Origin of the sequence: Arachnia propionica (genome assembly GCF_037055325.1) — a bacterium.
Taxonomy (GTDB): domain Bacteria; phylum Actinomycetota; class Actinomycetes; order Propionibacteriales; family Propionibacteriaceae; genus Arachnia.
In genome coordinates, this window is record NZ_CP146373.1 from 2,915,358 (window position 1) to 2,939,910 (window position 24,553).

The following is a 24,553-nucleotide window of genomic DNA, read 5'->3' on the forward strand; positions in this document are numbered from 1 at the left end:
GAGCAATGCACCCACGGCTGAGTTCTGCGCAGCAGGGAATCTGGCTCCAGCAACAACTCGACCCGGACAGCAGTGTTTACAATCTGTGCTTGAGAATGACCCTGAAAACTGCAGAAGGAGCTGCCCCTGTAAATCAGGAGCGTCTCATCGATGCCTTTCGCAAACTTGTGCGTCGGCATGAGGTTTTGCGCACAACGTATCACAGCGGTCCGGACGGTGAACCGTGGCAACAGGTGCACGATGAGCTTGCCCCGGTTGTGCGTCTGCATGCCCCCGGATCTGACCTGATCGAGATCACACGTAGTGCAGCCATCCGTCCATTCGACCTGGCCGTAGACAGCCCAATTCGACTGGATCTGATGCGTGTGGACCCAAACACGCTTGTGATCATCATGACCTTGCAACACATCATCTGGGATGGCATGACGATGTCTGTTCTGGCGCGAGATTTGGCTGCGGCCTATACCAGCGGCGAGGAGCTTCCAGAGTTGACCTGGCACGTCGCGGACTTTGCTGCTCAAGAAGCTTCCAGACCCCAGGAGGCCGAGCGCGTCTATTGGGCGGAAGTGTTTGCTGACGGTATACCCCAACTCACCCTCCCGACGGTCGATGACGCAACCGAAGCAGCAGCCCGCCGTGATCATCGGCTCAGTCACGCCGCAGACACGAATCTGCGTCGTCTGGCACGAGACTTGCAGACAAGTCCTTTTGCCGTGTTCATCTCCGCCTACCACCTCGCCCTGCGGCTCGTCTCAGGGCAGTCGCAGACCGTGATAGGTACAACAGTCGCCAATCGCGAGCAACCAGGGCAGGAGCTGCTCTTCGGGAATTTCAGCAACCAGCTCCCGTTGCTCATCGACAGTTCCCCTCTTTCCCAAGCAAGTTTCGGCGATCTGGTGGCGAAAACCACGCATGTAATCTCGGGAGCACTCCGCCACAAATTGCTGCCAACCGACACGATCTCCAAGGCTGCTGGACTCAACAGATCCGACGGCGACGACCTCTTCCGCACCATGGTGCTCTTCCTCACCCAGGACATCGCCGGTCCCCAGCTGCCGGACACAGCTTGCACATGGGAGCTGATCGACAACGAGGCAGCTATCTACCCACTGACGCTGGAAGCCTTCCACCACCCAGATCGCACTGAGGTGCAGTTCACCCATCAGCGAGGGCTCTCCGCAGAGTTGGTGGACACCATCTCGGATCTCCTGGACACCGTGCTGGCGTCTGCAACCCCACAATGTCCTGTGGAGGACCTGTTGCGGCCAGGATCTGCAGACCAGAGATTTCTGGCTACCCATGCAAAGGGACCGCGCCGCGCGATCGAACCGACGACTGTCGACGCGATGTTGCGCGCGGCGGCTGCACAGGAAGGACAACGCCTTGCCGTGGTGGTTTGCGATTCGAACGGCAAGGAACATGTCTCATGGACCCATGCCCAGTTCGATGCAGAAACGAATCAGCTTACACGAGAGCTGCTGGCCCAAGGGGTGGCCACCGGCGACCGGGTCCTGGTGGTAACTGGCAGGGTCGCGCAGCTACCTTTAGCTCTGGCTGCTGTTCTACGAGCCGGAGCCTGCTACGTTCCAGTGGATCCAAAGTTTCCCCTGCGCCGCATCCGCGCGATCGTCGATGACGCCAGCCCCTCCTTGGTCCTGCTCGCCGGAGAAGCACCACGCGACCCGGCCTGCTACGGGTCTACTCCCTTGTTGGACCTGGATTCCTCCGTCGTCTCCTCGCGAGTGAGCAATCGCAGCAGCAACACCGTGACCTCGGACGAACTGACACGTCCGCTGACCGGCGAGGATGGTTGCTACTTGATTTATACCTCGGGTTCAACCGGGCGGCCGAAAGGAGTCCTGAACCATCACCTAGGCGTGGCGAACCATCTCCAATGGTATGGAAAGACATTCCTTGAGGACCATCCCGCACGCGTACTCCAGAAAGCACCTGTAACCTTTGACGTGGGACTCGCAGAGCTGCTCAACCCCCTGTCCAACGCAGGCACCGTGGTGCTACCTCCTTCCCAGTGGTGGGAGGGAGACGTGGCAGCTCTGGTGCAAATGATCGCTGAACAACAGGTACAGGTTCTCTCCTTGGTTCCCAGTTATTTGCGGGTCATCCTGGACACCGTCGAAGATCCGTCTCGGATGCGATGCCTTGAACGGCTGCTGCTGGGAGGAGAAGCGGTACCTGGAAACCTGGCGCTTCAGGCACGTGAGCTGCTGGGCTGCCGTGTCTACAGCCTCTACGGCCCCACGGAAGCAGCCATGGACGTCACGTGCGTCGAATTTACCCCGGAACTGATTGTGGGCGCCGGAGAAAACCTGATCGGCCGCCCAGAGAACAACGTCACCGTCCGACTGCTCGATGCGCATGACCACGAGGTACCAGTGGGTGTTCCCGGCGAATTGTGTCTGATCGGCGTACAGGTGGCTGACGGCTACCGCAATCTACCTGAAGAGACTGCAGCTGCTTTCGGTGTGAGCCCATTTGAGGAGGATGGTGGCGTACGTATGTACCGCACGGGTGACATCGCGTCCTGGCGACGCGACGGACAGCTCGTGTTCCATGGTCGTTCCGGGGAACAGGTCAAAGTACGCGGCAATCGGGTGGAACTCGGTGAGGTCGAGGCGGCGCTCCTAGAGGTTCCAGGAGTGAAACAGGCAGCAGCTCGCGTGTGGCGGGATCGGCTCGTCGGATACGTGGTGCCCTCCCCCGGGGTCCATGTGGGAATCGACGACGTACGAGAGACCACAAGCCTTAAGGTGCCGGCCTACATGGTGGTTGAGATCATCGTCGAATTGTCGGCACTGCCGCTGAACCGGCACGGCAAGCTTGACCGTGGGGCACTTCCAGAACCAGAGGTATCGGTCAGCACGAACGGTGAACTGCACGGCGTAGAGTTGCACGTCGCTGAAGTCCTGGCACAGGCTCTCGGCCTAGACGATCTTCCCAGCAGAGAAAACAGTCTGTTCTCTCTGGGCGGCGACTCAATCGCGGCTATCCGCGTGGTTGCCGGACTCCGACGTCTGGGCCTGGAAGTGAGCGCCCGCGACGTGCTGGGTGCGCAAGATGTAACAGAACTGGCCGCCCGATGCCGGTATTCCAGCAGCTTCCAAGAGTTGGAAACATCAGGACCACCCCGAGCGCCACTGCCACCGCTGGCGGCTCAACTAGTGTCAACCAGCCCGCAGGGCGGAGGCTTGGCGCAGTTCACGATGCTCGCAGTGGCACCAACAACAACCATTCCAGAGCTGGTGGAAAGACTGGACCAGCTAGTACACAATCACCCGATCCTGGGAGCACGGCTCACATCAGAAGGATGGCTGGAGCTACCCGAGGACTTCACCAACACATACACACTGGAGCTAAACGAAGAAGTCTGTATCACACATCAGGACTCGTTAACCGAAGTGGCTCAAATGATGGCCCGGCAACTCGACCCGGTCGAGGGTCACATGCTGGTCGCTGGCCTGTTTGGCACCGGGAAGCAGCGATGCATAGTCATGATGATCAGCCATCTCGTCGTCGATGCTGTCAGCTGGAGGGTACTGATGCAGGAAATCGCCAACCCTGCCCACGGTACTCCCGAGAACGGATTTCTGAGGTGGGCCGCGCTACTCGGCGAGGACAGTGAACATAACGAAGACGACCATCGCTGGATGCAAATTTCTCGGCAAGCGGCCGGCACCATTGCGCTGGATCCCGGACTGGATATCGAGAGAACTGCTTCAACACACAGATGTGTCCTAGATTCTGAGACATCCACCGAACTCATCTATGCTGCCCAAAAACTGGGCTGCGATTTACTCGACCTGCAACTGGCTGCAGCGGTTAGAGCCCTGCACCTCGTCCTGCCCGGCGCCGGAAACGGAATTACCCTGGAGGGGCATGGGCGGGACAACCCCGCGGCGCTGACAGCGCGTGTAGAGAACGCGGTGGGATGGTTCACTGCGGCTTACCCCTTGGCAGTGGCACCCACCGAAACCCCACTGTCGACACTGTGGAACATTCGCGCAGCACGACGTGGCTTGCCCGTCGACACCGCCCGCCCGATGCTGCTCCGGGAGAAGAACCACATCATCGCCCCGGAACTATGCGTCAACTATCTGGGAGTTTTCAGGGAAGAAATTACGGAGGCGTCAGCCACAGCCTGGCATCCGCTGCCCAGCGTACCCGCAGTCAGCGGATGGGCGAGTGCGGATACCCCACTCTCGTCGGTACTGGACCTCACCACGGAGATGTCCCAACTATCGGTTGGCCACGTCCTGCACGCCACGCTGCGTGCAGCGGGTCGGCACGTGAGCACGGATCAGGCGAAGCAGTTCCTGACTCTATGGCATCGGGAACTGGCCGCGCTAATAGCCGTTTCCCATAAGGATCCCGGCCGTTGCCCCGCAGATTTCGTGGCTGTCGACATTACCGAGACCGATGTACAGGTATGGAACAACACCTTGGGATCCCGGGTGTGTGAGGTGCTGCCGCTGACCGCGCTCCAGGAGTCCTTGACGTTGTCCTCTCTGGCAACCGGTGGCGCCGACGGCTATCTCGTCCAGTCCGTACTGGAATTGAATGATGCAGCCCGACTTCTCGATACCGGGAAGCTAGCCACGGCCGGCAGCATCGTGGTCAATCATCACCCCAGCCTAGGCATTACGCCCCTGACCACGCTTTCAGGCAAACCAGTGGGTGTGGTCACGCCCGGGCTGCGGGTGCCCGCGGTGGAGGTGGACTTGCGCGAATCCGAGGTGGCAGCGTGGCTGACACAGGACGCTTCCACGGCATTCAACTTCACTCGTCCGCCGTTGTTGCGTCTGGCGCTGTTACGCACTGAGGACAGGAGCCGCCTAGTGATCACCTGCCATCATCTGATCACCGATGGCTGGACCGGACAGTTGCTGATGCTGGAGTTGGCACGTGTCCTGGGCGCGCTCCTCAGAGGTGACGAACCAGAAGCTGACGTACACATCACAGGAGACCCGAGAACCTTCGGTAAAGCAGCAGCCCTGATCTCCACGCAACAGGAACAGACCAAACAGATCTGGAGGGGCGTACTGGAGAAAGTGCAGCCGGTTGTCCTGGCGGGTCGTCACGAAACACAACAGGAACCACGGCTCTTGACCACCGAGTTGTCTACCAGAAGTGTCGAACGGTTAAGCAAGTTTGCAGCACGCACATCCGCGTCACTCAATTTGGTCTGCCAACTGGCCTGGGCTAGCGTCCTGTGCAACATCACGGGCAACGACTCGGTGGTCTTCGGTGAGGTGGTTTCAGGTCGCACGCTGGAGGTTCCCGGGATTGAAGACTCCATCGGCTGTTACGCCAACACCATACCGGCACCGGTGACTCTCACAGCGCACAGTACGTGGCGCGAGGCCCTGACCAATTTGGTGGCGCTACGGCGGCACGTGATCGGCTGGGAGCATCTGCCCCTGGTGGACGCTCACCGCTTAGCCGGAGTCCGGAAGTTGTTCGACACCCTTTACGTGTTCCAGTCCTATCCTGCGCAGCATCGTGAGCTCGTGAAGACGTTGCATGCCGCTGGACTACCGCTGCTGGGAGTTCATCCTGGCGGAAGCACCGATGCCAGCGCGGTTCTCATGGTCTTTCCCCCTGGTTCCGTGGGAAGTAATAACACGCTGCGCTTCTCGCTGCACACGGCCCCGGATGTGTTGGATGAAGAACAGAGCCACATCGTGCTCAACATCTTCACCGGCGCCTTGGATGCCATGGCCACTGACCCTGATCGAAACATTGAAGAGTGCGAACTGGTAAGCGACTTCGACCAATTTGCACTGGACACGCTGCGCCCAAATATAACAAGCGAAGGTATTACATGATGAATCCCCCAAGTTCTTGGCTTCGAAGATTCACCCCTGCGACCACGCCCGAGGCGCAGCTACTCCTGTTGTGTCCCCATGCCGGGGCCGGCGCATCTTCCTATCGTGATCTAGCTTCGGCATTAGTCACCGAATTGGAGACTTTTCCAGCCATTGGAATCAGCCCGGCCGAGATCGTAGTAGCGCACTACCCGGGACGCCAGGACCGCGCCGCCGACAGTGTCCCCACTACTGTCCTGGGCTATGCAGAAGGGCTGCTTCCCGAGACGGAATCCCTGATTCGACTGAGCGACGCCCCACGTCCCATCACCATTTTTGGGCACAGTATGGGCGGCTTGATCGGTTATGAACTGGCTCGTCTACTACAACGACGTGGTTTGCCGGTGCGTTTGCTGGTGGTCTCGGCCACATATCCACCACAACTCACAAAATCCGCGCCCGCCCATCCTACCGATGACGAAACTTTACTGGAGCACCTAGCGGCTCTGGAAGGCACGAACATCGAGGTCTTAAGGAATCAGGATGTGTTGTCGCTGGTGCTTCCTGCGCTCAAGGCAGACTATGCGGCCTTCGATAGCTACACCGATGGAAATGACGAGATTCTGACGGCTCCTGTACTGGCCTTGGGTGGTTGGGACGATCCTGGTGTAAACCCCGCTGTTCTACGAGGCTGGGCTGAAAGAACCACGGGAAAGCTAAAAGTAGTCATGTTCCCCGGGGACCATTTCTTCATCAAAGACTCGGTGACCACTGTCGCAGGCACCGTCGCGCAAGAAGTGGATGAACAATGCCGGTGAACACGGAGCACCCCACGCTCGTGAGGGCTGTAGAGCCGAATGCGGATCCCGTAGTGATCGTAGGCCTTGGCATAGAGGCTCCCGGAGGCATCGTCGGTCCAGGGGCTTATTGGGATGCGCTGGAGGCTGGTCGTTCTCTACTCGAGCCTCTACCGCGGGACCGTGGCTGGGATCTGGACTTGGTCTTCAGTCTTCCCGAGCGCATGGGGTGGGGACCGGTACCCGATTCTGGCGGTTTCCTGCATGACGCTACTCAGTTCGACGCGCTCTTCTTCGGGGTAACACCACGTGAAGCGCTTGCGATGGATGCCCAGCAGCGAGTGGCAATGCGCGTCGCCTGGGCGGCGTTGCAGCAGGCTGGCATCAATCCCTCCTCACTCGTGGGACGTAAACAACGTGCGGGTGTGTTCATGGGCGCTTCCTTGAACTTCTACGGCCCACCCCTATACCACCCCGACCCAGTACTCACCGGACGCCGTTCCGCAGGTGTACTAACCGCTTCGGTAGCTGGTCGGATCTCGCACTTGTTGGATCTCCGTGGTCCTTGCATGAGCCTGGATGCAGCGTGCGCCTCTTCTCTGGCTGCTCTTCAGCAAGCGAGCAACGCGTTGCTTCTGGGACAGTGCGACTGGGCCTTGGCGGGTGGAGTGTGCGTCACGGCTACCACGGCACCTTATGTGGAATTCTCCCGGCTGCAGGCCCTCGACCCCACCGGATACTGTCGCCCCTACTCCGCTGAAGCTGCGGGCACCATATGGAGCGAAGGTGCAGTAGTGACAGTGGTGGAACGCCTGAGTCGAGCTAAAAAGTTCGGGCACCAGGTTCTGGCCGAGGTTTTGTCGATAGGCGTAAATCACAATGGAGCCGGAGCACACCTGAGCGTTCCTTCTCAGGATGCTCAGGAACAACTCTATCAACAGGTCCTGACAGACGCCGGCGTAAAACCAGAGGAGATCACTCTATTCGAGGGCCACGGAACAGGAACAGCAGCTGGGGATCCACGAGAACTGCAAGCCATTGCAACCGTGTACGGTCAGGGACGAGAACAAAAACTCGCCTTGGGATCAGTCAAATCAAATCTGGGCCATGCGCAGGCGGCAGCCGGTTTCCTTGGTTTAACCAAGGCGATCCTCGCGGGCCTTCACAGTATAATCCCACCCAGCCTGCATGCCGATCCACCCAGCACAGCGATTGACTGGGAAACTTATCGAATTCATGTTCCGAAGCACAGTTCCCCATGGCATGGGCGTCATCTTGCAGCCGTATCAACATTCGGACTGTCAGGGACAAACGCACACGTCATAATCGAAATTCCCCAGCAGGTGGACCATGCCTAATCTGACAAACTTCCCAGATGGAACTGTTGCGCTACTGATCAGCTCTAGAACCGCCACAGGAGTTCATAGAGAGGCCGCCGCGATATTAAATTTCCTGAGCGGAGACCCCGGCGCAACTCCCGAACAAGTGAGCGATATACTGGTCGCAACCCGAAACACACAGCCTTGGCGGGCACTCATCCGCGTCCGCGACAGAGGCGCTCTCCTAACCGCTCTAGGCAGACTTGCACGCGGTAACAAGACTCATGAAACTCCCGGGGCACTCATTAATGTCGGCCAAGCGCAGTCCAGAACCATTGCCATGGTCTTCCCTGGTCAAGGGGGTCAACACCCCGGCATGGGCGGTGATCTGTACCATATCAGCCCAGGTTATCGTGCCACCGTTGACCACTTCGATGAAATCTTCAACCAAATGAACATTCCGGTGAGAGAGTTCTTGGTCGATGGAATGCGCTCCGAAGCAGTTCAGCCAGCCCTCTTCACCCACATGGTCGCTCTGCAGGCCATGTGGCAGGACTGGGGAGTAACTCCTGACATGATGGTCGGTCACAGTCAAGGAGAACTGGCTGCGGCGTACACTGCGGGCGTCATCACCGAGGAAGACGCGGTACGCGCTATCACAAGACGAACTCGACTCAGCCAGGAAATCGCCGCCACGGGGCGTTATGCCATGCTCATCGTCGGCACCGATCGAGACTCGATTGAAAGGAAACTTCCCACGCTCACCGGTTGGGCAGAGGTGTGTGTGGTGAACTCTCCGTCACTACACGCGGTCGCCGGTGAATTAGGGGCTATTGCAGAGCTCGAGACATCATTGCACGCCGACGACTGTTTCGTTCGGCGAATTGAAGTTGATTTTCCCTCGCACACCCATCTGATGGACACGGCGCAGGAACCCTTTGAGCACGCTTTTGGAAGGCATTCATTCAGTCAAGGTAACACTCTTTTCATTGGATCAACCCTCGGGGCACCTGTCCCTTCCGGGTATTCCCAGGCAGCTTATTGGTTCGCGAACCTGCGCCACAAGGTCCGTTTTGACCTAGCAATTCGTTGCGCTCTCGATCACGGCGCCACGTCCTTCATCGAGATGTCCGGTCACCCGGCTCTCCTAACAGCCATTGCTGAGAATGCCGCGGCAGCTGATTTCAAAGACATTCATGTGTACAACTGCGGCCAGCGCGACGTCGCCGCACCAGTTGGTTTCTCGGATCGCCTGGCCGAAGTCTTGGTCACACATCGCGACATTGCTATCGCTCGTCCCGATCGACACGTGTCAGTGCCTTTGCGGTTTCCACCCACCGCATGGGAGCCCGATGTGTTCTGGGCACCTTACGAACCTGGTAAGGGAACCCCCGGCAGACTCGGCCTGGCGCCACAGTGCCTGAAAGATCACTGGGAGGCCCTTGGCGGTAGCTTCCTCCCTGACCCCAACCGCATCCAAGTGATGTTCGGGGATGAGCACTGGACAGAGTTGCTGAACGAGGAGGCATCCCGTCTCGGGGCCTCGCTTGTCACCGAGGATGCCGCAGTGGGAGTGGCCATGCTGGACTCCGCACTCTGGAATAGTCACGAAACCAGTTCCGCACTATCACTAGTTCATGATTTGCTATGCCAACTGCAAGAAACAGCGGTACCTGATCTGCTGGTCGTCACCACAGGTGCCGAGGATCGCAGTACTCGCGGTGGCGGCAGTCCAGAACCCATCGCGGCTGCTGTAGCCGCCATGCTGCGCTGTCTAGCCTCGGATTTTGCGCCGACCCGGATCCGCCATCTGGATCTCGATCCAGCTGATGAAACGGCCAGCAGCGCACGGCACGTGATGGCGGCTGCCCACATCATGAGGGAATCCGATCTGGCGGTTATGGGCGCTGTTCTTCACACGCGGCGTCTCATACCGCAGGACCAGCTGGCGGACCGCCCCGACTTCTCCGAGGCAGTGGTCGTGGGCGGCACCGGCGTCGTCGGGCGCGAGGTGTGTCGTCGCCTCGCAGAACAGGGGTTCTCACGCGTGGTGGTGGCTTCGCGACGCCCAATGAGCAGTCTTACAAAGGCAGCATTCGAAGCCATCACCATTGCGACCGGAGCCGAGGTCGTACACATACAGTGCGACGTCACGGACCACACCACGCTCAGTGACCTTGCCGCAGCACTGTCCAACAAGCCTCGCCTCGTCGTGCACTGCGCCGTCAACTATGACGCAGTACACGACACCAACTGGGCAGCCGCAATCGCCCCGAAATCTGGCGCGGTGACAGCACTGCGTAAACACCTTGTGCGTCCCAGGGACCGTTTCCTGGTGTTTTCATCCCTGTCAGCAGGTATTGGAGCACGCGGACACGCAACTTACGCCGCCACCAATCGCCTGCTCGAAGTGGCCGCTCTGTCAAATGCAGAGAACACAACCGTGATTCGGTGGGGCCTGTGGCCCTACTCCGGCCACACTGGTGCGGTCAACGGCAGTCTACGGGCGACCGAGGCCGCGGGACTGCGACAGATGGACCCCACCGATGCAGTTATAGCTGCCCTCACGGCACCCACCGGTTTGGTCAGCATCGTGGCAGCGGACTGGGAACGAATCACTGCAGCTTTTTCCCTACACGGGGCGGATTCGCTGTTCCGCCACTTGCTTGCCGTGCCGCAACCGGCGTCAGAACCATCGCCTGTTGACCCACAGCCCACCGAAACGCAATCTGCTCAGAACGATCAACAGACGCCGAGGATGAATGATGAAGTTTCCCGGGATGGGCACCCAAATGGTGTCGCCGAACTGGTGGAACGAGTAGTTCGCGAAGCATTGGGATATCCGTATGAGATGGAACTGGACTTCTCCAGTTCTCTGGTGTCATTGGGGATCGACTCGATCCAGGCCCTCACCGTGCAACGCGAACTTGCACATGCCACAGCAAACGCAGTCACTGCGGCAGCCATCCTCAAGGGAGCAAGCCTGAACGATCTCATCCATACAGCGTTGAAGGGATAGTCATGATTCAGTCACATCAACCCAGGGATCCAGGGTTCGTGCCTTTCCCCCGCGATCTGGTGCAGCAGTATCGCGAGGCCGGCTACTGGCGACAGTTGACCCTGCCACAAATTCTCGACGCAGCTGCTGAAAATTATGGTGACGCGCCCTTCATCTCGGACATGGTCCGTTCCCTGAGTTTTCGCGAGCTAGCCCGTTCCAGTCGTCGCTGCGCCTCATGGCTTGCTGCTCACGGGATCTCGCCCGGGTCGAACGTGGTGTTGTACCTGCCCAACAGCGTCGCTTGGGTTGAGGCGTACTTCGGCGTGATGAGAGCTGGCGCACGTCCTGTGATGATGCTGAGTTCACACGGCCGGGTTGAATTGAGCCACGTGACCCGGAAAGCCGATGCCGTCGCCATCATGGCCACTGGCCGCGTCGGAACCGTCGATTACGCGGCTATAGCTCGACAGATAGTTGATGACTTGCCAAATCTACAGGTGCTCGACGTCGCTTGGAACCAAGAACCACCATGGAGCCAACTGCCCGATCCGGACCAAGCCGCCCTACCACACATCTCACCGGACTCCGTGGCGCTGCTCCAGCTATCCGGTGGCACCACGGGAAACCCAAAACTGATCCCCCGACTGCACGAAGAATACGATTATTGTTCCCGCGCTGCTGCTGACATCAGTGATTTGAGGCGTGGCGACGTGATGGCGGTAGTGCTACCGGCAGCGCACAACTTCGTCCTGTCTTCTCCTGGCTTGCACGGGGCATTGGTGGTGGGAGCCCGAGTGGTGATGGCCCCTGATCCGTCACCTGCGACAGGGTTCGCATTGCTCGAAAAGCAGGGTGTGACGCATCTTGCCCTGGTGCCCCCGCTGCTCCTGACCTGGATGAACTCACTGCAGGCAGAGGAATCAACCCACACCGCCCTGCGAGTGGTCTGGGTTGGCGGGTCGAAGCTGAGTCGCGCGATCGCAGAACGGGTGGAGAGCACCCTGCGCTGCCGGTTGCAGCAGGTCTTCGGCATGGCGGAGGGTTTGTGCAACTACACCCGTCTCGACGATGATCGGGAGACCACGGTGGCAACCCAGGGACGGCCACTGTCTCCCGCTGATGAGGTACGTGTAGTTGATGATCAGGGTCAGCTGGTACCTGATGGCGTCGAAGGGCATCTACAGACGCGCGGCCCCTACACCATCCGCGGCTACTATCGCGCTCCAGAGCACAACGCACGCTGCTTCACCTCGGACGGCTTCTATATCTCGGGTGACCTGGTCACCCGAGACAGCCGCGGCTACCTGACAGTGACCGGGCGCACCAACGACATCATCAACCGGGGCGGGGAGAAGGTCGCTCCAGAGACAGTGGAAAACGCACTGCTGGGCATTCCCGAGGTTCATGACGCATCTGTTGTGGGGGTTCCGGACGATCGCTGGGGCGAGAGGATCGTCGCCTACGTCATCCTGCGTACCCCACTGCCCGACGCCGAGCGCCCCACTCCCCGTCAGCTAATCATGCAGGTCAGACGGAGTGGTATCGCGGCCTTTGCCGTGCCAGATGAGGTTCAGGTGGTTGACGAATTTCCGCTCACCGCTGTGGGCAAAGTCAGCAAGCACCGCCAACGATGAGATGACTGAAACGTGACAGTACACGTGCGCGATGATGGACAAGCAGAACTTCCTGAAGGGATCAGTTGTGGGTAAGGGGATTCAGGGGGCAGTGCTCAAGGGACTCGGGGCGAGGGAGCACGTGTTGACGGTGACGGGACGTGAATACCGCGCGGACCACTTCGTGCGCGTGTTCCTCCACTCCGACACTCTGCTCACTCCTGAGGGGGAGGCGCCCGGGAACTGGGTGCGTGCCTGGTTTCCGGATCCGGATGGTGGGGCGAAACAGTTCCAACGGGGTTACACGCTGGCTGAGACAGATCCGGGGACCGGAGAGTTTGCAATTGATTTTGTCATTCATCATCCGATGGGCCCTGCTGCTTACTGGGCCACGACGTGTGAGCCGGGCGATCAGATCGTGGCGATGCGACTTGGTGAGGAACCCTTCGAGCTGCTCGATCCAGCACCCAGAGGGTATCTCTTCCTGGGTGACCTGGCGTCCTATCCGGCGATCCACGCCTTGGCGTCCTCGATCCCACCGGAGCATCCCGTCGTGGTGTATCTGGAACAGCACGACGAGCGTGACGTCGAGCTGCCGCTACCGGAGGGGCCGAACGTCGAGGCCCGCTGGGTGGATGAGCTGCCCGACGGGCAGGGTCTGGCGCAGGCCATTTCCGGGCGGGACTGGACCGGCTGGTACGCCTGGGTCACCGCCGAGTCCCTCGCGACCCGGCGTGCCCGCACCCCGCTGGAGCGTGAGTTCGGGTTGAACCGGGCCACGCTCCATGCCCAGGCCTACTGGGTGAAGGGGCGTGCCATGGGTAAATCGCGCATCCTGGAGCAGGCCGCTCAGCAACAGGAACCGCAACCCGTAGGGACGGCAACTGTATCTCCCACCCCGGAGCGGGTCCTGGCCCCGGCCCGCGCGGCGTTGGTCGTGGGTGGCTTGGCGCAGGCTCTGCTCGCCGTGGTGCAGGTCGTTCCTTTCATTCTGTTCGCCGAGGTGGCCCGGCTTTTCCTGCGTGGCGCCGGAGTGGGCGAGTTCGTCGCGGTGGGGTTCGCGGCCCTGCTGGTCATGGCCCTGAGCGCTGCCGGCACTGCGGTGTTGCTGTTCGGCATGCACCTCTACGATGCCCGGTTCGCCGCTGCGTTGCGGCGGCGTCTGATGGACAAGTTGAGCACGCTACCGCTTGGTTGGTTCACCAACCGCAAGGCAGCGGATGTGAAAACCCTGGTCGGTGACGACGTGGCCGCGCTGCACTACCTGGTCACCCATTCGGTACTCGATCTCGTGGCTGCGATCGTCACGCCGGTAGCGACCCTGGGGTACCTGTTCGCGGTGCAGTGGCGGCTCGCCCTGGTATTGCTACTCCCGTTGGTGGTGTTCCTAGTTGTGATGATCCGGATCTCGCGGCGCGACGCCGACAAGAACGCTCTCGTGCAGCGCACCTCGGCGCTGGCCTCAGGGCAGGCGCAGACCTTCCTCAGCACGATCGACCAGGCCCGGGTGTTCGGTCCGAGGGCCGTTGTCGACCTGCCGGAGACGCTGTGCCGGATGGGTGATGTCGTGGAGCGTTGGCAGCGGGAAACCTCGCTGGCGAAAACCCAGGCGGTCATGATCAACCGCCCGACTACGGTGCTGGGCCTGCTGGTGCTGGCCGGGTGGGCGTTCATCTCGGCAGGTTGGATGCGTCCCGAGGAGCTGATCGTCTTCCTGATCGTGGGTACCTCGTGCGGGGCCCAGCTGATCGGGATCGCGTCGGGCATCGGCATCCTGACGCAGTCCTTCGCGGCCCGCGACTCCCTGGAATGGCTGCTCGGCACACCAGGTCTGGCTTCCCTTGAGAACCGATCCGCTCCCCCGGGGCACGTTCGGTTCTCGGGTGTCAGGTTCGGCTACGGGGCGGGGCCGACGGTGCTGCCGGCCCTGGACCTGGAACTCCGGCCCGGGCAGGTCACCGCGCTGGTCGGTCCCTCCGGAGCGGGTAAGTCGACGGTGGCAGCGCTGCTGGCGCGGATGTGGGACCCGCAAGCGGGAACCATCAGCATCGACGGCGTCGACATCCGCGGCCTCTCCTCCGATGAGCTGTACGCAAAGGTCGCGATCCTGCTGCAGGACGTGCAGCTGCTGCGGGCCAGCGTGCGCGACAACATCGCCCTGAGCCGACCGGAGGCCACCGATGAGCAGGTGCGGGCGACAGCAGAGGCGGCCCAGATCCATGAGCGCATCATGCAGCTGCCGCAGGGCTACGACACCATCGTCGACAACACCCGGCTCTCCGGCGGGGAACGTCAACGCATCGGGATCGCCCGGACACTGCTGGCCGACACCCCGATCGTGGTCCTGGACGAGGCCACCGCCGCCGCCGACCCGGACTCCGAATGGGCGATCCGCCAAGGACTGGATCACCTCCTCAAGGGACGCACCGTGCTCATGATCGCCCATCGGCTCCACACCGTACGGGACGCTGACCGGATCATCGTGCTGCGAGACGGCACCATCGCCGAATCCGGAACCCATCAGGAACTACTCGACCGGGACGGAATCTACGCCGAGTTGTGGCGCGCCGGCTCCGAACATGAAGGGAGCCGGTAATGCTGCGACACCTGCACGCCATCACGAACGGGCTCGACTTCTGGTCCTATCTGGTCCTAGCCGTCGCCTCCGCGACGCTCCAAGCGGGCGCTGTCCTGGTGCTGTTTCCCCTGGGCAGGTCCTTGTTCGGCGAATCCCCGGCCAACGGCGCCCCGTGGGTGGCGGCGCTGCTGGGACTGATTGTCGCAGCCTGGGGCATGGACGTGCTCGCCGCCCGACGCGGGCTGCGTCTCGGGATCAGCGTGATGCGCACCATCCAGCAGCGCACCCCCGAAGCGGTCCTGGCGTGGCCCGACACGACCCCACAGCGAGCAGCGACGCTGCGCGCCCTGATGGCCGATGGGGCCACCGAGGCCACGTCCGGGGTGATCCTGCTGATAACCCCGGTGATAACCGCCGCGGCTTTCACGCTGGCGCTGGGCCTGGGGCTCCTGTTCGTCGCACCTCCCGTCGGAGTGGTCACACTGGCCGGCGGGATCCTGGCGCTGGCAGCACTGTGGGCCAGCACCGCCCTGGAATCACGAGCCCAGCACGCCTACACGGCGGCAACCGAGGAACTCAACGACCGGCTCTTCGAGTTCGCCTGGGCCCAGCCGTCACTGCGCACGGCACGCAACCTGTCCCTGGGGAACCGGTTGGTGACCGATGCCATCGGGAAAACCCGGGGTCGGGTGCTGAAACTCCTACTGTGGCAGATCCCCGGTGAATTCCTGTTCAGCCTCGTGCTGCAGGTGGTGCTGTTCGGCTTCGGCTGCACGGCATGGCTGGCCCTCGATTCCGGTGTGATCGACGCGATCACCGCGGCCACCCTGATCATCGTGCTGCTGCGGGTACTGGAACAGGTCACCACGGTGGCGGGCACCGTCGCCGGAGTTGTCGCGATCAACCGCAACCTCCAGGAGGTCCGGGCCATCGTCGAGACCACCCCGATCAACCCCTCGCCTCCCATGTCCGAGGCGCCGCACCTGCGAGCCCGAAACCTGAAACTGACTCACCCCGACGGCACCGTCGGACTTGCGGACGTGAACCTGGACCTGGCGCCGGGAACGGTGACCGTGGTGATCGGCGGCTCCGGGTCAGGCAAAACCACCCTCATCAAAACCCTGGCTGGATTGAACACCCTCGACATGGGCACCATCACACTGGGTAGCGGCGACAACCCGGCCGAAGCCACGACGAACCAGCTACGAGGCAACGCAGCCATGGTCTTCCAGGACACGGTCCTGGCCGACGCGTCCCTGCGGAACAACCTGCTGGTAGTCAACCCGAACCTCACCCAGACAGATCTCGACCGCATCGCGGAGGCCGCCATGCTCACCCCCATCCTGAAACAGGCACCGGCGGGCTGGGACACACCGGTGGGTGAACTAGGCGGCCAGCTCTCCGGCGGAGAACGACAACGGGTGGGCATCGCTCGTGCCCTGGCGAAAAAAGCCCCCCTGCTCCTGATCGACGAGGCCACCTCGGCCCTCGATACCCGCAACGAACACGCCATCGTGGACAGCATCAAACAAATCCGCCACAACCACACCACCGTGGTGGTGACCCACCGGCCCGCGATGCTGGAACTCGCCGATGTCGTCATCATGATGCGCGAAGGTCGCATCACAGAGCAAGGCACCCCGGCCGATCTGGCTGCGGCATCCGGGGAATACGCACGACTCCTCCAAGAATGGCGAAAAGCCGCACAATGGAGCATATGAGATCAGAAGCACTTCCGCGGCAGAGAACCGATACGCCAGCCGCTTGGGTCCTGCCGGATCCGCCACCCATACCCGACCTATCCAGATACACACCACAGCGGACAGGTCATGGCGACATCATGATACGAGTAGCGGATCCTGACACGGATGCCTCGCTGGTCGCCGAGTGGATGTCGCAGCCTCATCTGATTGCCACTTGGCAGCAACCATGGCCAGCGTCACAGTGGGCTAGGTACTGGGTGGCACAACTATCAGGAACATATTCGGTTCCTGTGATCATGCTTTATCAAGGTGTCGCCGTGGGCTATCTGGAGATTTACCGCGCTGGCAGAGATGAAGTGGGACGCTGCTACCACTCGGCACGCCACGATCTCGGTTTCCACATCGCGGTTGGCGATCCGCACCTGACGGGCAGAAGGATTTTCTCACCGTTCCTGCCCACGCTGGCCGACGCAATGCTGGAAGCTGACCCACTGTGCCAAGTAGTGATCGTCGATCCTGCTGTGAACAACACACGGATGCACCAGGCTCTACTGAACAACGGCTGGCGCGGAGGTGGCGAGGCGCAACCGCGCCCGGACCGTCGAATCCGGTTGTTCTATCGCGGTAGCAGTGGTCTAGATCCAGTCAAGAGAGGGTTGTCATGAATTCCTCACCGTCCTGGCTGGTGCGGCTAAGCCCGCAATCTGCGGATGGCCCCACGCTCCTGATTTGCCCGCACGCAGGTGGCGGCCCCGTGTTCTACCGTGCACTCGCCGCAGCACTGTTCAACCGGTTGACTGTTTGGGCCGTGAACTATCCTGGGCGCGAACGCCAGGTACAGACTCCCTTGGCTGACTCCATGCATTCCTTGGTGAATTCTATCGTCGACCAGATCCCTCGACACCTTCCCGGGACATTCGTGCTGCTAGGACACAGCATGGGCGCGTTCGTCGCCCAAGAAGTTGCCGTACAGCTCGTACATCAAATTCACGGAGTAATTGTCTCGGCACAGACCTCTCCCTTGACACAGCAGACAGATCGCGAATTACTACACCAAGCAAACGATGAAACACTTCTTCGAGCGGTGGAGTCATTGGGAGCCTCACCTGCCAGTCTGCTGCAACATCCAGAGTTCAAACAGCAGCTGCTGCCGTTACTTCGGCGAGATTTTCAGATCACAGAAACTCACCACCCACGAACTGAGCCACTGCACGTCCCGTTGATCGCTTACGCGGGCGAACAGGACACACTGGCACCGCCGGAGAATATGCGTTCCTGGGAGCACCTCACCACGGCCGAATTTCGATATCGCATCTTTCCAGGTGGACACTTTTATTTTACGGACGATGTTCACACAGTTGCCCATCATCTACACCATGATGCGATGTGGTTCCTGACATGATTGGCAAGCCCCAAGAATGTTCCCGCATGGAGCGCTAAGAGCTGATCATGAAAGCAGCTGCGAGATGTGGTACTCCCTGACCTGCCTGCCAGCCGTGAAACAGGCTCAAAATCCACCCACTTCACCACTTGGATCAGAAGACCTCGGTCGCGATCCGGGGAGCTACATCACCTAGGTCAGGGAGCTCGCCTTTCTCCAGGAAACACCACCAGCTCACAACCGGAAAGGCTCCACAATCAACAAGCACACCTCAGTAATCCAGTCGGCCATCACAGCCCCGAAACGGACTGATCATGTCGAGTGCGGCGGCGGCCCAGCCCCCCGAGCCAGCACGCGGCGACCACGCCACCCAGGCTGGCGACTGCGAAGGCCACGAAGACAGCACCGGCCGGGCTGGTGATTCCCTCTCCGGCCGGGACATTGACCAGCAGGTAGGAGCCGATCACCGGGGCGAGAACCGCGCCGAGCCGGCCGACCCCCAGAGTGAACCCCAGCACGCCCGTCCGCCAATGGGCGGCCACGGCTTCGCTGACGAGGGAGTTGACCAAGTTCTGAGCAGAGGGAGAGACCATACCCAGCACCGCCACGACGAGCATCATTGCGGCCCCAGTGATCACCCCCGAGGGCAGCAGCACCAGGCAGACCGCCCCGATCACACCGGAGACCACCGTCAACGTCAAAGTTCCGAACCGGGTCGCCAACAGACCCGTCAGCAGCGAACCGAGAACTGCACCCGTGTTCAACACAAGAGTCAGCTGAAGCGCACCATCAAGTGGGACGCGGATCTCGGTCATCAGTTTCGTGAGCCACGTCATCAGCCCGTAGAAGGAGAGCAGAAAACAGAAAGTGGCGGCCATGCCAGCGATCGTCGGGGCCAGCAGCTCCCGCAATGGCACACCACGGCGGGACCCCGGGGAAACCTCCTGCGCCACCCCACGGTCCGTGGCCTCGCGTTCCGGATCAACAATCCTTCTGAGCACGGAAAAGAGCAACGGGATCAGCACCGGCCCGATCAAAGCCCCCACGACGAACAAAGGCCTCCACCCGACGTGGGATGCGGTCAGCCAGGACAGCAGACTCGCAGCGATACCACCGGCCGGGATGCCTCCCATCACCACGGAGATGCACAGCGAAGACATCGCCGACAAGCAGGCGGACCGGGCCATGGCCATACAGACCGGCATCACCACACCCAGACCGACTCCCGCCAGCAGCCTCGTCCCTGCGAAGAGCACCGAGTCATGCACCAAAGCGGTACACAGCATGGCGGCCGAGAACACCGAGATACCGCACACCAGCACTCTGCGCTGCCCGTACCTGGAGCTCAGCCACCCGGCCGCCAGACCACCCAGCAGCATTCCGATGAACACGGCGGAGCCCGCGACTCCGGCCAGGGCGGTGTCCAGCCCCAGGGAACCGTCGCGCAGCAGGAAGGGCAGCAGGTTCCCGTAGATCCCGAGGTCGTATCCCTCGACGAGCATGGCCGCTGCAGCGGCCAGTACAACCGGCCAGTCAATCCTTCGTGTTTCGGACACACCCTGCCCATCTCGTGTTGATGCACCGCCGTAAACCACTTCCAACGGCATACAGTTTAGGTTAGCCTAAACAACTATGTCGACGGTTGACGCCCTGTCCCCAGATGGGGTTCCAACCCCTCGCCCGGATCGCTCCGAAGTGGGCCGCGCGGCGACTTTCCCCCGAACCCCGCGGAGGGTTCGGGTCACTCTCCCTCACCAAACCCGACTTCAGGGTGGGGTTGGTCATGCTGGTCGCGATGGCCTTCGGCACCGGCCTGGTCCAGACCCCTGCCGGCACCGCCCTGCTGACCGCCTGTCCCATCGTCCTGGGGTTCCTGCTCGGGTCGTCCCGGCTGTCCCTGCAACTGGCCGGGAGCTACGTCGCACTGCGGGTCCTGCACCACCTGTGCCTGCTTGGGGCGCACCTGCCGTTGGTACCGTGGCTCGGAATCCTGTTGGCCCTCTCGCTCTACGGTTTCCCGGCGCTCGCCATGGGTTTGGTGGTCTTCACCCGGGTGCCGATGAGTGAGGCGATGGCGGCCTTGGGAAGACTGCGGCTGCCGGGCACCTTTCTGGTGGTCGTCATGGTCATCTATCGTTACGTCCCCACATTGCTGGGTGAGCTCAGGACCATCCGGTCAGCGAAGCCGTCACCATCGGCATTTTCATCGCCTTGTACATCGTGCTGTTCTTCATCTGCAGCATGACCATGGGAGCCATCCCGCTGATCATGGTGCTGCTCCCGGTGATCTTCGGAATCTTCGGCGGCCTGATCTTCATGGTCCTGCTCGCCATCGTGGCCTGCGTCGCCGGGTGTTTCTGGGGCCGCGTGTTGACCCGCAGGCAATTCTCCCGCGCCGGAATAGTCTGACGGGTCACGCCCGGCCGAAACTGGACGGGTTCCCCCTTCCCCGGAAACCGGAACTCCCAATCCCATCAAGGAAGGAAACATGGTCGCCACCATTCCGCGACAGAATCCGACGAGCGCCTGGGAACTGATCAGATCCGCGCACACGGCGATGTTCCTGGGCGGCGTGGCCGACAACCAGATCCGGGGTCAGCATGGCGATCATGACGGCCGTCATGCAGCCGGCCGCGCTGCTGGCCCTGACCATCGGGTTGGGTTTCTGGTTCTTCCACCTGGGTTGGGTCACCCCGATCACCGTGGTGGCCTTCGCCCTGGTGTGGGTGGGGATCCCGGAGGGCCTGACCGGCCTGGTCGGTCCGTCCGGGGGTGGCAAGTCGACCGTCACCCGCTTGGCCGCACGGTTCTGGGACGTCGACGAGGGCTCGATCACCATCGGCGGCGTCGACGTGCGGGACATCCCGACCACGAAGCTGATGGAGATGACCTCCATGGTCTTCCGGGATGTCTACCTCTTCAACACCACCATCACCGAGAACGTCCAGATCTCCCGTCCCGACGCGACCGACGCCGAAGTGGCCGACGCGCTCCACCGGGCCGGGCTCGACCAGACGCTCTCCCGGCTGCCAGACGGCGCTGGCACGCAGGTCAGGAAGGGCGGCCAGAAACTGTCCGGCGCTGAACGGCAGCGCGTCTCGATCGCCCGTGCCTTCCTGAAGGACGCGCCGATCCTGCTGTTGGACGAGATCACCTCGGCCCTGGACGCCGAGAACGAGGCCGCTATCACCGCGACCCTGGGCGAATTGTCGCGGGCCGGACGGTCATTGTCATCGCCCACCACCTGTCGACGGTGATGCAGGCCGATCACATCCACGTGCTTTCGGGTCGCGAGAACGGCACACCGACGCGGGTGGTAGAAGAAGGCAGCCCGGGTGGTGACCTGGCCGCCGGGAACGGGGTTTTCGCCTCATTGCTGGCCGATTTCGAGCAGACCGCTCGTTGGCGGGTCCGTTGAGTACCCGTCGCTACGGGATGGCAGCGGTCACCGTGGTGCACAGCGCCGCGCGGTGGTCGGGCATCCCCGGGAGCGCCACGTCGTAGATGTGCAGCCCGGCGACCGGGGTTCCCGGGATTGCTCCGGCGCCCACGTAGTCGCGGGAGATGCCGCGCGACAACCCGGTGCCGATGGCCTTGAGCAGGGCCTCTTTGCGCACCCAGACGCGCGCGAACGCCTCGGGGCGTTCGTCGGCGGGGAGGTCGAGCAGCTCCGCGATCTCCCGTGGATGAAAACTCGAACCGACCTGATCCACCGTCCGCTCCTCCGGGATCTTCTCCACATCCGCCCCAAGCGGAAGATCCCCGAGACCGATCAGCACGACGGAGCCCGTGTGGGACAGCGAAAACTCGACCCCATTGACCGACGGCTTCCCGAACTCGCCTGCGCGGATCTGCACATCCGCCGCGGGTATCAGCGTCGCACGCCCCAGCACCTCGCGCAGCAGCACGTGCGCCCCGGTCCACGCCTCCCCGAGCCCGGGGAAGACGAACCGCGCCGCCCGTTCCGCCTCCTCATGCGAGAGCACGTCGCCCCGTCGACGCGCCCACGCCGCCCCGGCCACCGTGTCGGCGAGCAGCACCACAGCTGATCCCGCCACCGGAAGACAACGCACCCCCGGCAGTCCCGGCAGTTCACCGCGGGCTCCGTCCACACCCAGGCGTCGCCTCAGCTCAGCGACGGAAGGGGAAACAGCCATGCCACCACGCTAGCGGAACCCTCGAGTCGGGATTCACCTCCAGCACACATCGTCCACAGCCCCGCGAGAAAGATCCGCCTTGAAGCATATATGAGCATCTAAATCCATCATTTGGATGGAAACCGACGCATATAGCATGAAATGATGCACAATTGCCGCATGTTGCTGCTTCAGTTCAGTCTGTCGAACCATGCCAGCTTCAGGGATGAGGCCACCCTCAACCTCGTCTCGCACACCCTGAAGTCCCACGTGCCGCGCGACTCGCACTGGTTGCGCCACGTCAGCCGGGTGGCCGCGATCTACGGTCCGAACGCCTCCGGCAAGAGTGCCCTGCTGCACGGGATGCGCTTCTTCGCATCGATGGTGCGAAACTCAGCGACCACGTGGGCGGGAGACCCGAAACTGCCCCGAAGGCCTTTCCTGCTGGACGCCGAGTCCGCCAACCGGCCCTCGACCTTCGTCCTGGACTTCGTCGTTGACGACGTCCGCTACGAGTACGGTTTCAGTCTCACCGAGCACGAGGTCACCGAGGAGTGGCTCCGGGGTTATTGGACGTCGAAGCCCACGACACTCTTCGACCGGCACGGCGGCGACATCGAGGTGGGACGCAGGCTGCGCGGCGGCGCCGCGCTCCTGAGCCGGATCACCGGCCCCCGGGAACTAATGCTGTCCCGCGCCTTCACCGCAAAACACGAGCAGCTCCAGCAGCTGGCCAGCGAGATCATCGAGGGTTTCGAGTTCGTGTCCTACTCCGAGCAGGCACGGGAGGAACGTCTTCGACAACTCACGACTGAGCTGGCCGAGGGGCGTTTCAAGGCAGACGATCTCGTCACGTTGCTGCGCATGGCCGACGTCGGGATCTGCGATGCGGAGGTGAGCGAACGAGAGCTTCCCGAGCACCTCAAGGAATTCCTGATGAACCTCAGCCCGGCCACCGACGCGACGCAGCCCGAGGCCCCAGAGGATGACACACCCCGCGGTCCCGTCCATCTGAATCTGGTCCTGGAGGCAGACCAGCTCGAGGAGTTGATCCTTCAGCTTCGTCGCGCCCTGAGATTCCACCACCTCGGGGTCGACGGGGCCTATCCCCTGGATCTGAACGCCGAGAGCGCGGGAACCCTTACGTGGCTCGGCCTGGCGGTCCCGGCCCTGGCCAGGCTTCGCAGCGGCGGGGTGCTGTGCATCGACGAACTCGACGCCAGTCTCCATCCGCAGCTGGCGCAGGTGCTGGTCTCTATGTTCACCGACCCGGACATCAATCCTCACGGCGCCCAGATCGTTTTCACCACACACGACACGCACTTCATCGACAACGTGAACCCAGCGCGACTCACCCCCGAGCAGGTCTGGTTCACCCAGAAGAACGCGCAGGGGGTCAGCGACCTCTTCAGCCTCGATGAGTTCCCCACCCGGGCCGAACAGAACCACGCCCGTCGTTACCTGTCGGGACGCTACGGGGCACTCCCGCGCCTCGCCCCAACCCAGGTTCGGCACCTCGTCGGCGTCCAGGAGCAACTGCCGATATGAGCGGACGACACAAACGCCGACCGGCGAGGTCACTGAACCGACGGACCGGAACCCGACGAGAAAATCGCAAGCTCTTGGTGGTGACCGAGGGAAAAACGGAGAAAGAGTACCTCGAAGGCCTCATGCAATCCCTTCGCCCCGATGGGATGCAGGTGACCCCAATTGACGTGGTGGACGGCAGAGGAGAACCGAGTAAGGTGCTCAAAACCGCGAAGGCACGATGTCATTCACACACCGATGACTATGACGAGGTCCGGTTGCTCCTGGATGTTGACCAGCACGCAAAGCTCACCCCCGTTCTCCGGGAAACACAGCAGGAGAACTTCTCAGCCGCCGTGTCCAACCCCTGTTTCGAGGTCTGGCTCCTCTGGCACTTCGAGGACTGGACACGGGAGGGCTCCAGCAGCGAGGTCCAGCAGGCCGCTAGACGTCACGGCTTGGGCAAGTCCATCCCTCCGGCCTTTCCTTACCTCAAACATCCTGAGGCGAAGCGTCGGGCCTCACGCGCCCCGGTCGGTGCGAATGAGATCGGGCGGAACCCCTCCACCGCCCTGCCGTCCCTGCTGGAGGTGATTCTCCGGAACGACCCTAAATCCTGAGGAAAAGGCTCGATTCACCGGGATTGGCGGATCGATCCAATCGGTTGTGTTGGCGG

17 protein-coding genes are annotated in these 24,553 nt (G+C 61.8%); 15 read left to right on the top strand and 2 right to left on the bottom strand.

Annotated features, from left to right (window positions below):
- Window positions 1-5 precede the first annotated feature (5 nt).
- From V7R84_RS13490 to V7R84_RS13530, 9 genes are all read left to right on the top strand, one after another.
- Entirely contained in the window at window positions 6-5,843 is a 5,838-nt protein-coding gene (locus tag V7R84_RS13490) for an amino acid adenylation domain-containing protein (protein ID WP_338573910.1), read from the top strand.
- Window positions 5,840-6,640, top strand: coding sequence for a thioesterase II family protein (locus tag V7R84_RS13495; protein WP_338569896.1), 801 nt, complete (start codon window positions 5,840-5,842; stop codon window positions 6,638-6,640). The genes V7R84_RS13490 and V7R84_RS13495 overlap by 4 nt, the downstream gene beginning before the upstream one ends.
- A complete protein-coding gene (locus tag V7R84_RS13500) occupies window positions 6,631-7,977 on the top strand; it encodes a polyketide synthase (RefSeq protein WP_338569897.1) in 1,347 nt (448 codons plus the stop codon). The genes V7R84_RS13495 and V7R84_RS13500 overlap by 10 nt, the downstream gene beginning before the upstream one ends.
- Window positions 7,978-8,278: 301 nt before the next feature.
- Window positions 8,279-10,957, top strand: a complete 2,679-nt coding sequence (locus V7R84_RS13505) for an SDR family NAD(P)-dependent oxidoreductase (RefSeq protein WP_338569898.1) — start codon at window positions 8,279-8,281, stop codon at window positions 10,955-10,957.
- Between the two features lie 38 nt (window positions 10,958-10,995).
- Window positions 10,996-12,573, top strand: coding sequence for a (2,3-dihydroxybenzoyl)adenylate synthase (locus V7R84_RS13510; RefSeq protein WP_338569901.1), 1,578 nt, complete (start codon window positions 10,996-10,998; stop codon window positions 12,571-12,573).
- A 31-nt stretch (window positions 12,574-12,604) separates the two neighbouring features.
- Complete coding sequence (locus tag V7R84_RS13515) at window positions 12,605-15,148, top strand: ABC transporter ATP-binding protein/permease (RefSeq protein WP_338569903.1); 2,544 nt, start codon at window positions 12,605-12,607, stop codon at window positions 15,146-15,148.
- Window positions 15,148-16,851 (top strand): ABC transporter ATP-binding protein, encoded by a 1,704-nt coding sequence (locus V7R84_RS13520; RefSeq protein ID WP_338569904.1) that lies wholly within the window; start codon window positions 15,148-15,150, stop codon window positions 16,849-16,851. Before V7R84_RS13515 ends, V7R84_RS13520 begins: the two co-directional genes overlap by 1 nt.
- Before the next feature lie 119 nt (window positions 16,852-16,970).
- A complete protein-coding gene (locus V7R84_RS13525; RefSeq protein WP_338569906.1) occupies window positions 16,971-17,498 on the top strand; it encodes a GNAT family N-acetyltransferase in 528 nt (175 codons plus the stop codon).
- The gene (locus V7R84_RS13530) at window positions 17,495-18,235 is read left to right on the top strand and encodes a thioesterase II family protein (protein ID WP_338569908.1); all 741 of its coding nucleotides are present in this window, start codon (window positions 17,495-17,497) and stop codon (window positions 18,233-18,235) included. Before V7R84_RS13525 ends, V7R84_RS13530 begins: the two co-directional genes overlap by 4 nt.
- Before the next feature lie 269 nt (window positions 18,236-18,504).
- Here the strand turns inward: V7R84_RS13530 and V7R84_RS13535 are convergent, their stop codons facing one another.
- Window positions 18,505-19,770 carry an MFS transporter gene (locus tag V7R84_RS13535; protein WP_338569910.1) on the bottom strand — a complete coding sequence of 422 codons (1,266 nt, stop codon included), beginning with the start codon at window positions 19,768-19,770 and terminating at the stop codon, window positions 18,505-18,507.
- 104 nt (window positions 19,771-19,874) lie between these two features.
- On the opposite strand from V7R84_RS13535, the gene V7R84_RS13540 reads away from it, so the two are divergent.
- The 4 genes from V7R84_RS13540 (at window position 19,875) to V7R84_RS13555 (ending at window position 21,632) form a co-directional block, all read left to right on the top strand.
- Window positions 19,875-20,459: an energy-coupling factor transporter transmembrane component T gene (locus tag V7R84_RS13540; protein WP_338569912.1), complete on the top strand. Its 585-nt coding sequence runs from the start codon at window positions 19,875-19,877 to the stop codon at window positions 20,457-20,459.
- Window positions 20,456-20,623, top strand: coding sequence for a hypothetical protein (locus V7R84_RS13545; protein ID WP_338569915.1), 168 nt, complete (start codon window positions 20,456-20,458; stop codon window positions 20,621-20,623). Before V7R84_RS13540 ends, V7R84_RS13545 begins: the two co-directional genes overlap by 4 nt.
- A 200-nt stretch (window positions 20,624-20,823) precedes the next feature.
- Window positions 20,824-21,471 (top strand): ATP-binding cassette domain-containing protein, encoded by a 648-nt coding sequence (locus tag V7R84_RS13550; RefSeq protein WP_338569917.1) that lies wholly within the window; start codon window positions 20,824-20,826, stop codon window positions 21,469-21,471.
- The gene (locus tag V7R84_RS13555) at window positions 21,468-21,632 is read left to right on the top strand and encodes a hypothetical protein (protein WP_338569918.1); all 165 of its coding nucleotides are present in this window, start codon (window positions 21,468-21,470) and stop codon (window positions 21,630-21,632) included. The genes V7R84_RS13550 and V7R84_RS13555 overlap by 4 nt, the downstream gene beginning before the upstream one ends.
- 10 nt (window positions 21,633-21,642) lie before the next feature.
- On the opposite strand, the gene V7R84_RS13560 is transcribed toward V7R84_RS13555, so the two are convergent.
- Window positions 21,643-22,371, bottom strand: a complete 729-nt coding sequence (locus V7R84_RS13560; protein WP_338569919.1) for a 4'-phosphopantetheinyl transferase family protein — start codon at window positions 22,369-22,371, stop codon at window positions 21,643-21,645.
- A gap of 159 nt (window positions 22,372-22,530) precedes the next feature.
- Here V7R84_RS13560 and V7R84_RS13565 point away from each other — a divergent pair, with 159 nt between their 5' ends.
- Both V7R84_RS13565 and V7R84_RS13570 read left to right on the top strand, forming a co-directional pair.
- Entirely contained in the window at window positions 22,531-23,898 is a 1,368-nt protein-coding gene (locus V7R84_RS13565) for an ATP-binding protein (protein WP_338569920.1), read from the top strand.
- Between the two features lie 80 nt (window positions 23,899-23,978).
- Window positions 23,979-24,497 (top strand): RloB family protein, encoded by a 519-nt coding sequence (locus V7R84_RS13570; RefSeq protein ID WP_338569921.1) that lies wholly within the window; start codon window positions 23,979-23,981, stop codon window positions 24,495-24,497.
- Window positions 24,498-24,553: the final 56 nt, after the last annotated feature.

What these genes read in the sequence shown, in the direction of transcription:
- V7R84_RS13515 (WP_338569903.1), top strand. Translation starts at nt 12,605, where the DNA reads ATGATGGACAAGCAGAACTTCCTGAAGGGATCAGTTGTGGGTAAGGGG.
- V7R84_RS13495 (WP_338569896.1), top strand. Translation starts at nt 5,840, where the DNA reads ATGATGAATCCCCCAAGTTCTTGGCTTCGAAGATTCACCCCTGCGACC.
- V7R84_RS13530 (WP_338569908.1), top strand. Translation starts at nt 17,495, where the DNA reads ATGAATTCCTCACCGTCCTGGCTGGTGCGGCTAAGCCCGCAATCTGCG.
- V7R84_RS13525 (WP_338569906.1), top strand. Translation starts at nt 16,971, where the DNA reads ATGATACGAGTAGCGGATCCTGACACGGATGCCTCGCTGGTCGCCGAG.
- V7R84_RS13490 (WP_338573910.1), top strand. Translation starts at nt 6, where the DNA reads ATGCACCCACGGCTGAGTTCTGCGCAGCAGGGAATCTGGCTCCAGCAA.
- V7R84_RS13520 (WP_338569904.1), top strand. Translation starts at nt 15,148, where the DNA reads ATGCTGCGACACCTGCACGCCATCACGAACGGGCTCGACTTCTGGTCC.
- V7R84_RS13565 (WP_338569920.1), top strand. Translation starts at nt 22,531, where the DNA reads ATGTTGCTGCTTCAGTTCAGTCTGTCGAACCATGCCAGCTTCAGGGAT.
- V7R84_RS13550 (WP_338569917.1), top strand. Translation starts at nt 20,824, where the DNA reads ATGACGGCCGTCATGCAGCCGGCCGCGCTGCTGGCCCTGACCATCGGG.
- V7R84_RS13560 (WP_338569919.1), bottom strand. Translation starts at nt 22,371, where the DNA reads ATGGCTGTTTCCCCTTCCGTCGCTGAGCTGAGGCGACGCCTGGGTGTG.
- V7R84_RS13500 (WP_338569897.1), top strand. Translation starts at nt 6,631, where the DNA reads ATGCCGGTGAACACGGAGCACCCCACGCTCGTGAGGGCTGTAGAGCCG.
- V7R84_RS13545 (WP_338569915.1), top strand. Translation starts at nt 20,456, where the DNA reads ATGACCATGGGAGCCATCCCGCTGATCATGGTGCTGCTCCCGGTGATC.
- V7R84_RS13505 (WP_338569898.1), top strand. Translation starts at nt 8,279, where the DNA reads ATGGTCTTCCCTGGTCAAGGGGGTCAACACCCCGGCATGGGCGGTGAT.
- V7R84_RS13540 (WP_338569912.1), top strand. Translation starts at nt 19,875, where the DNA reads ATGGGGTTCCAACCCCTCGCCCGGATCGCTCCGAAGTGGGCCGCGCGG.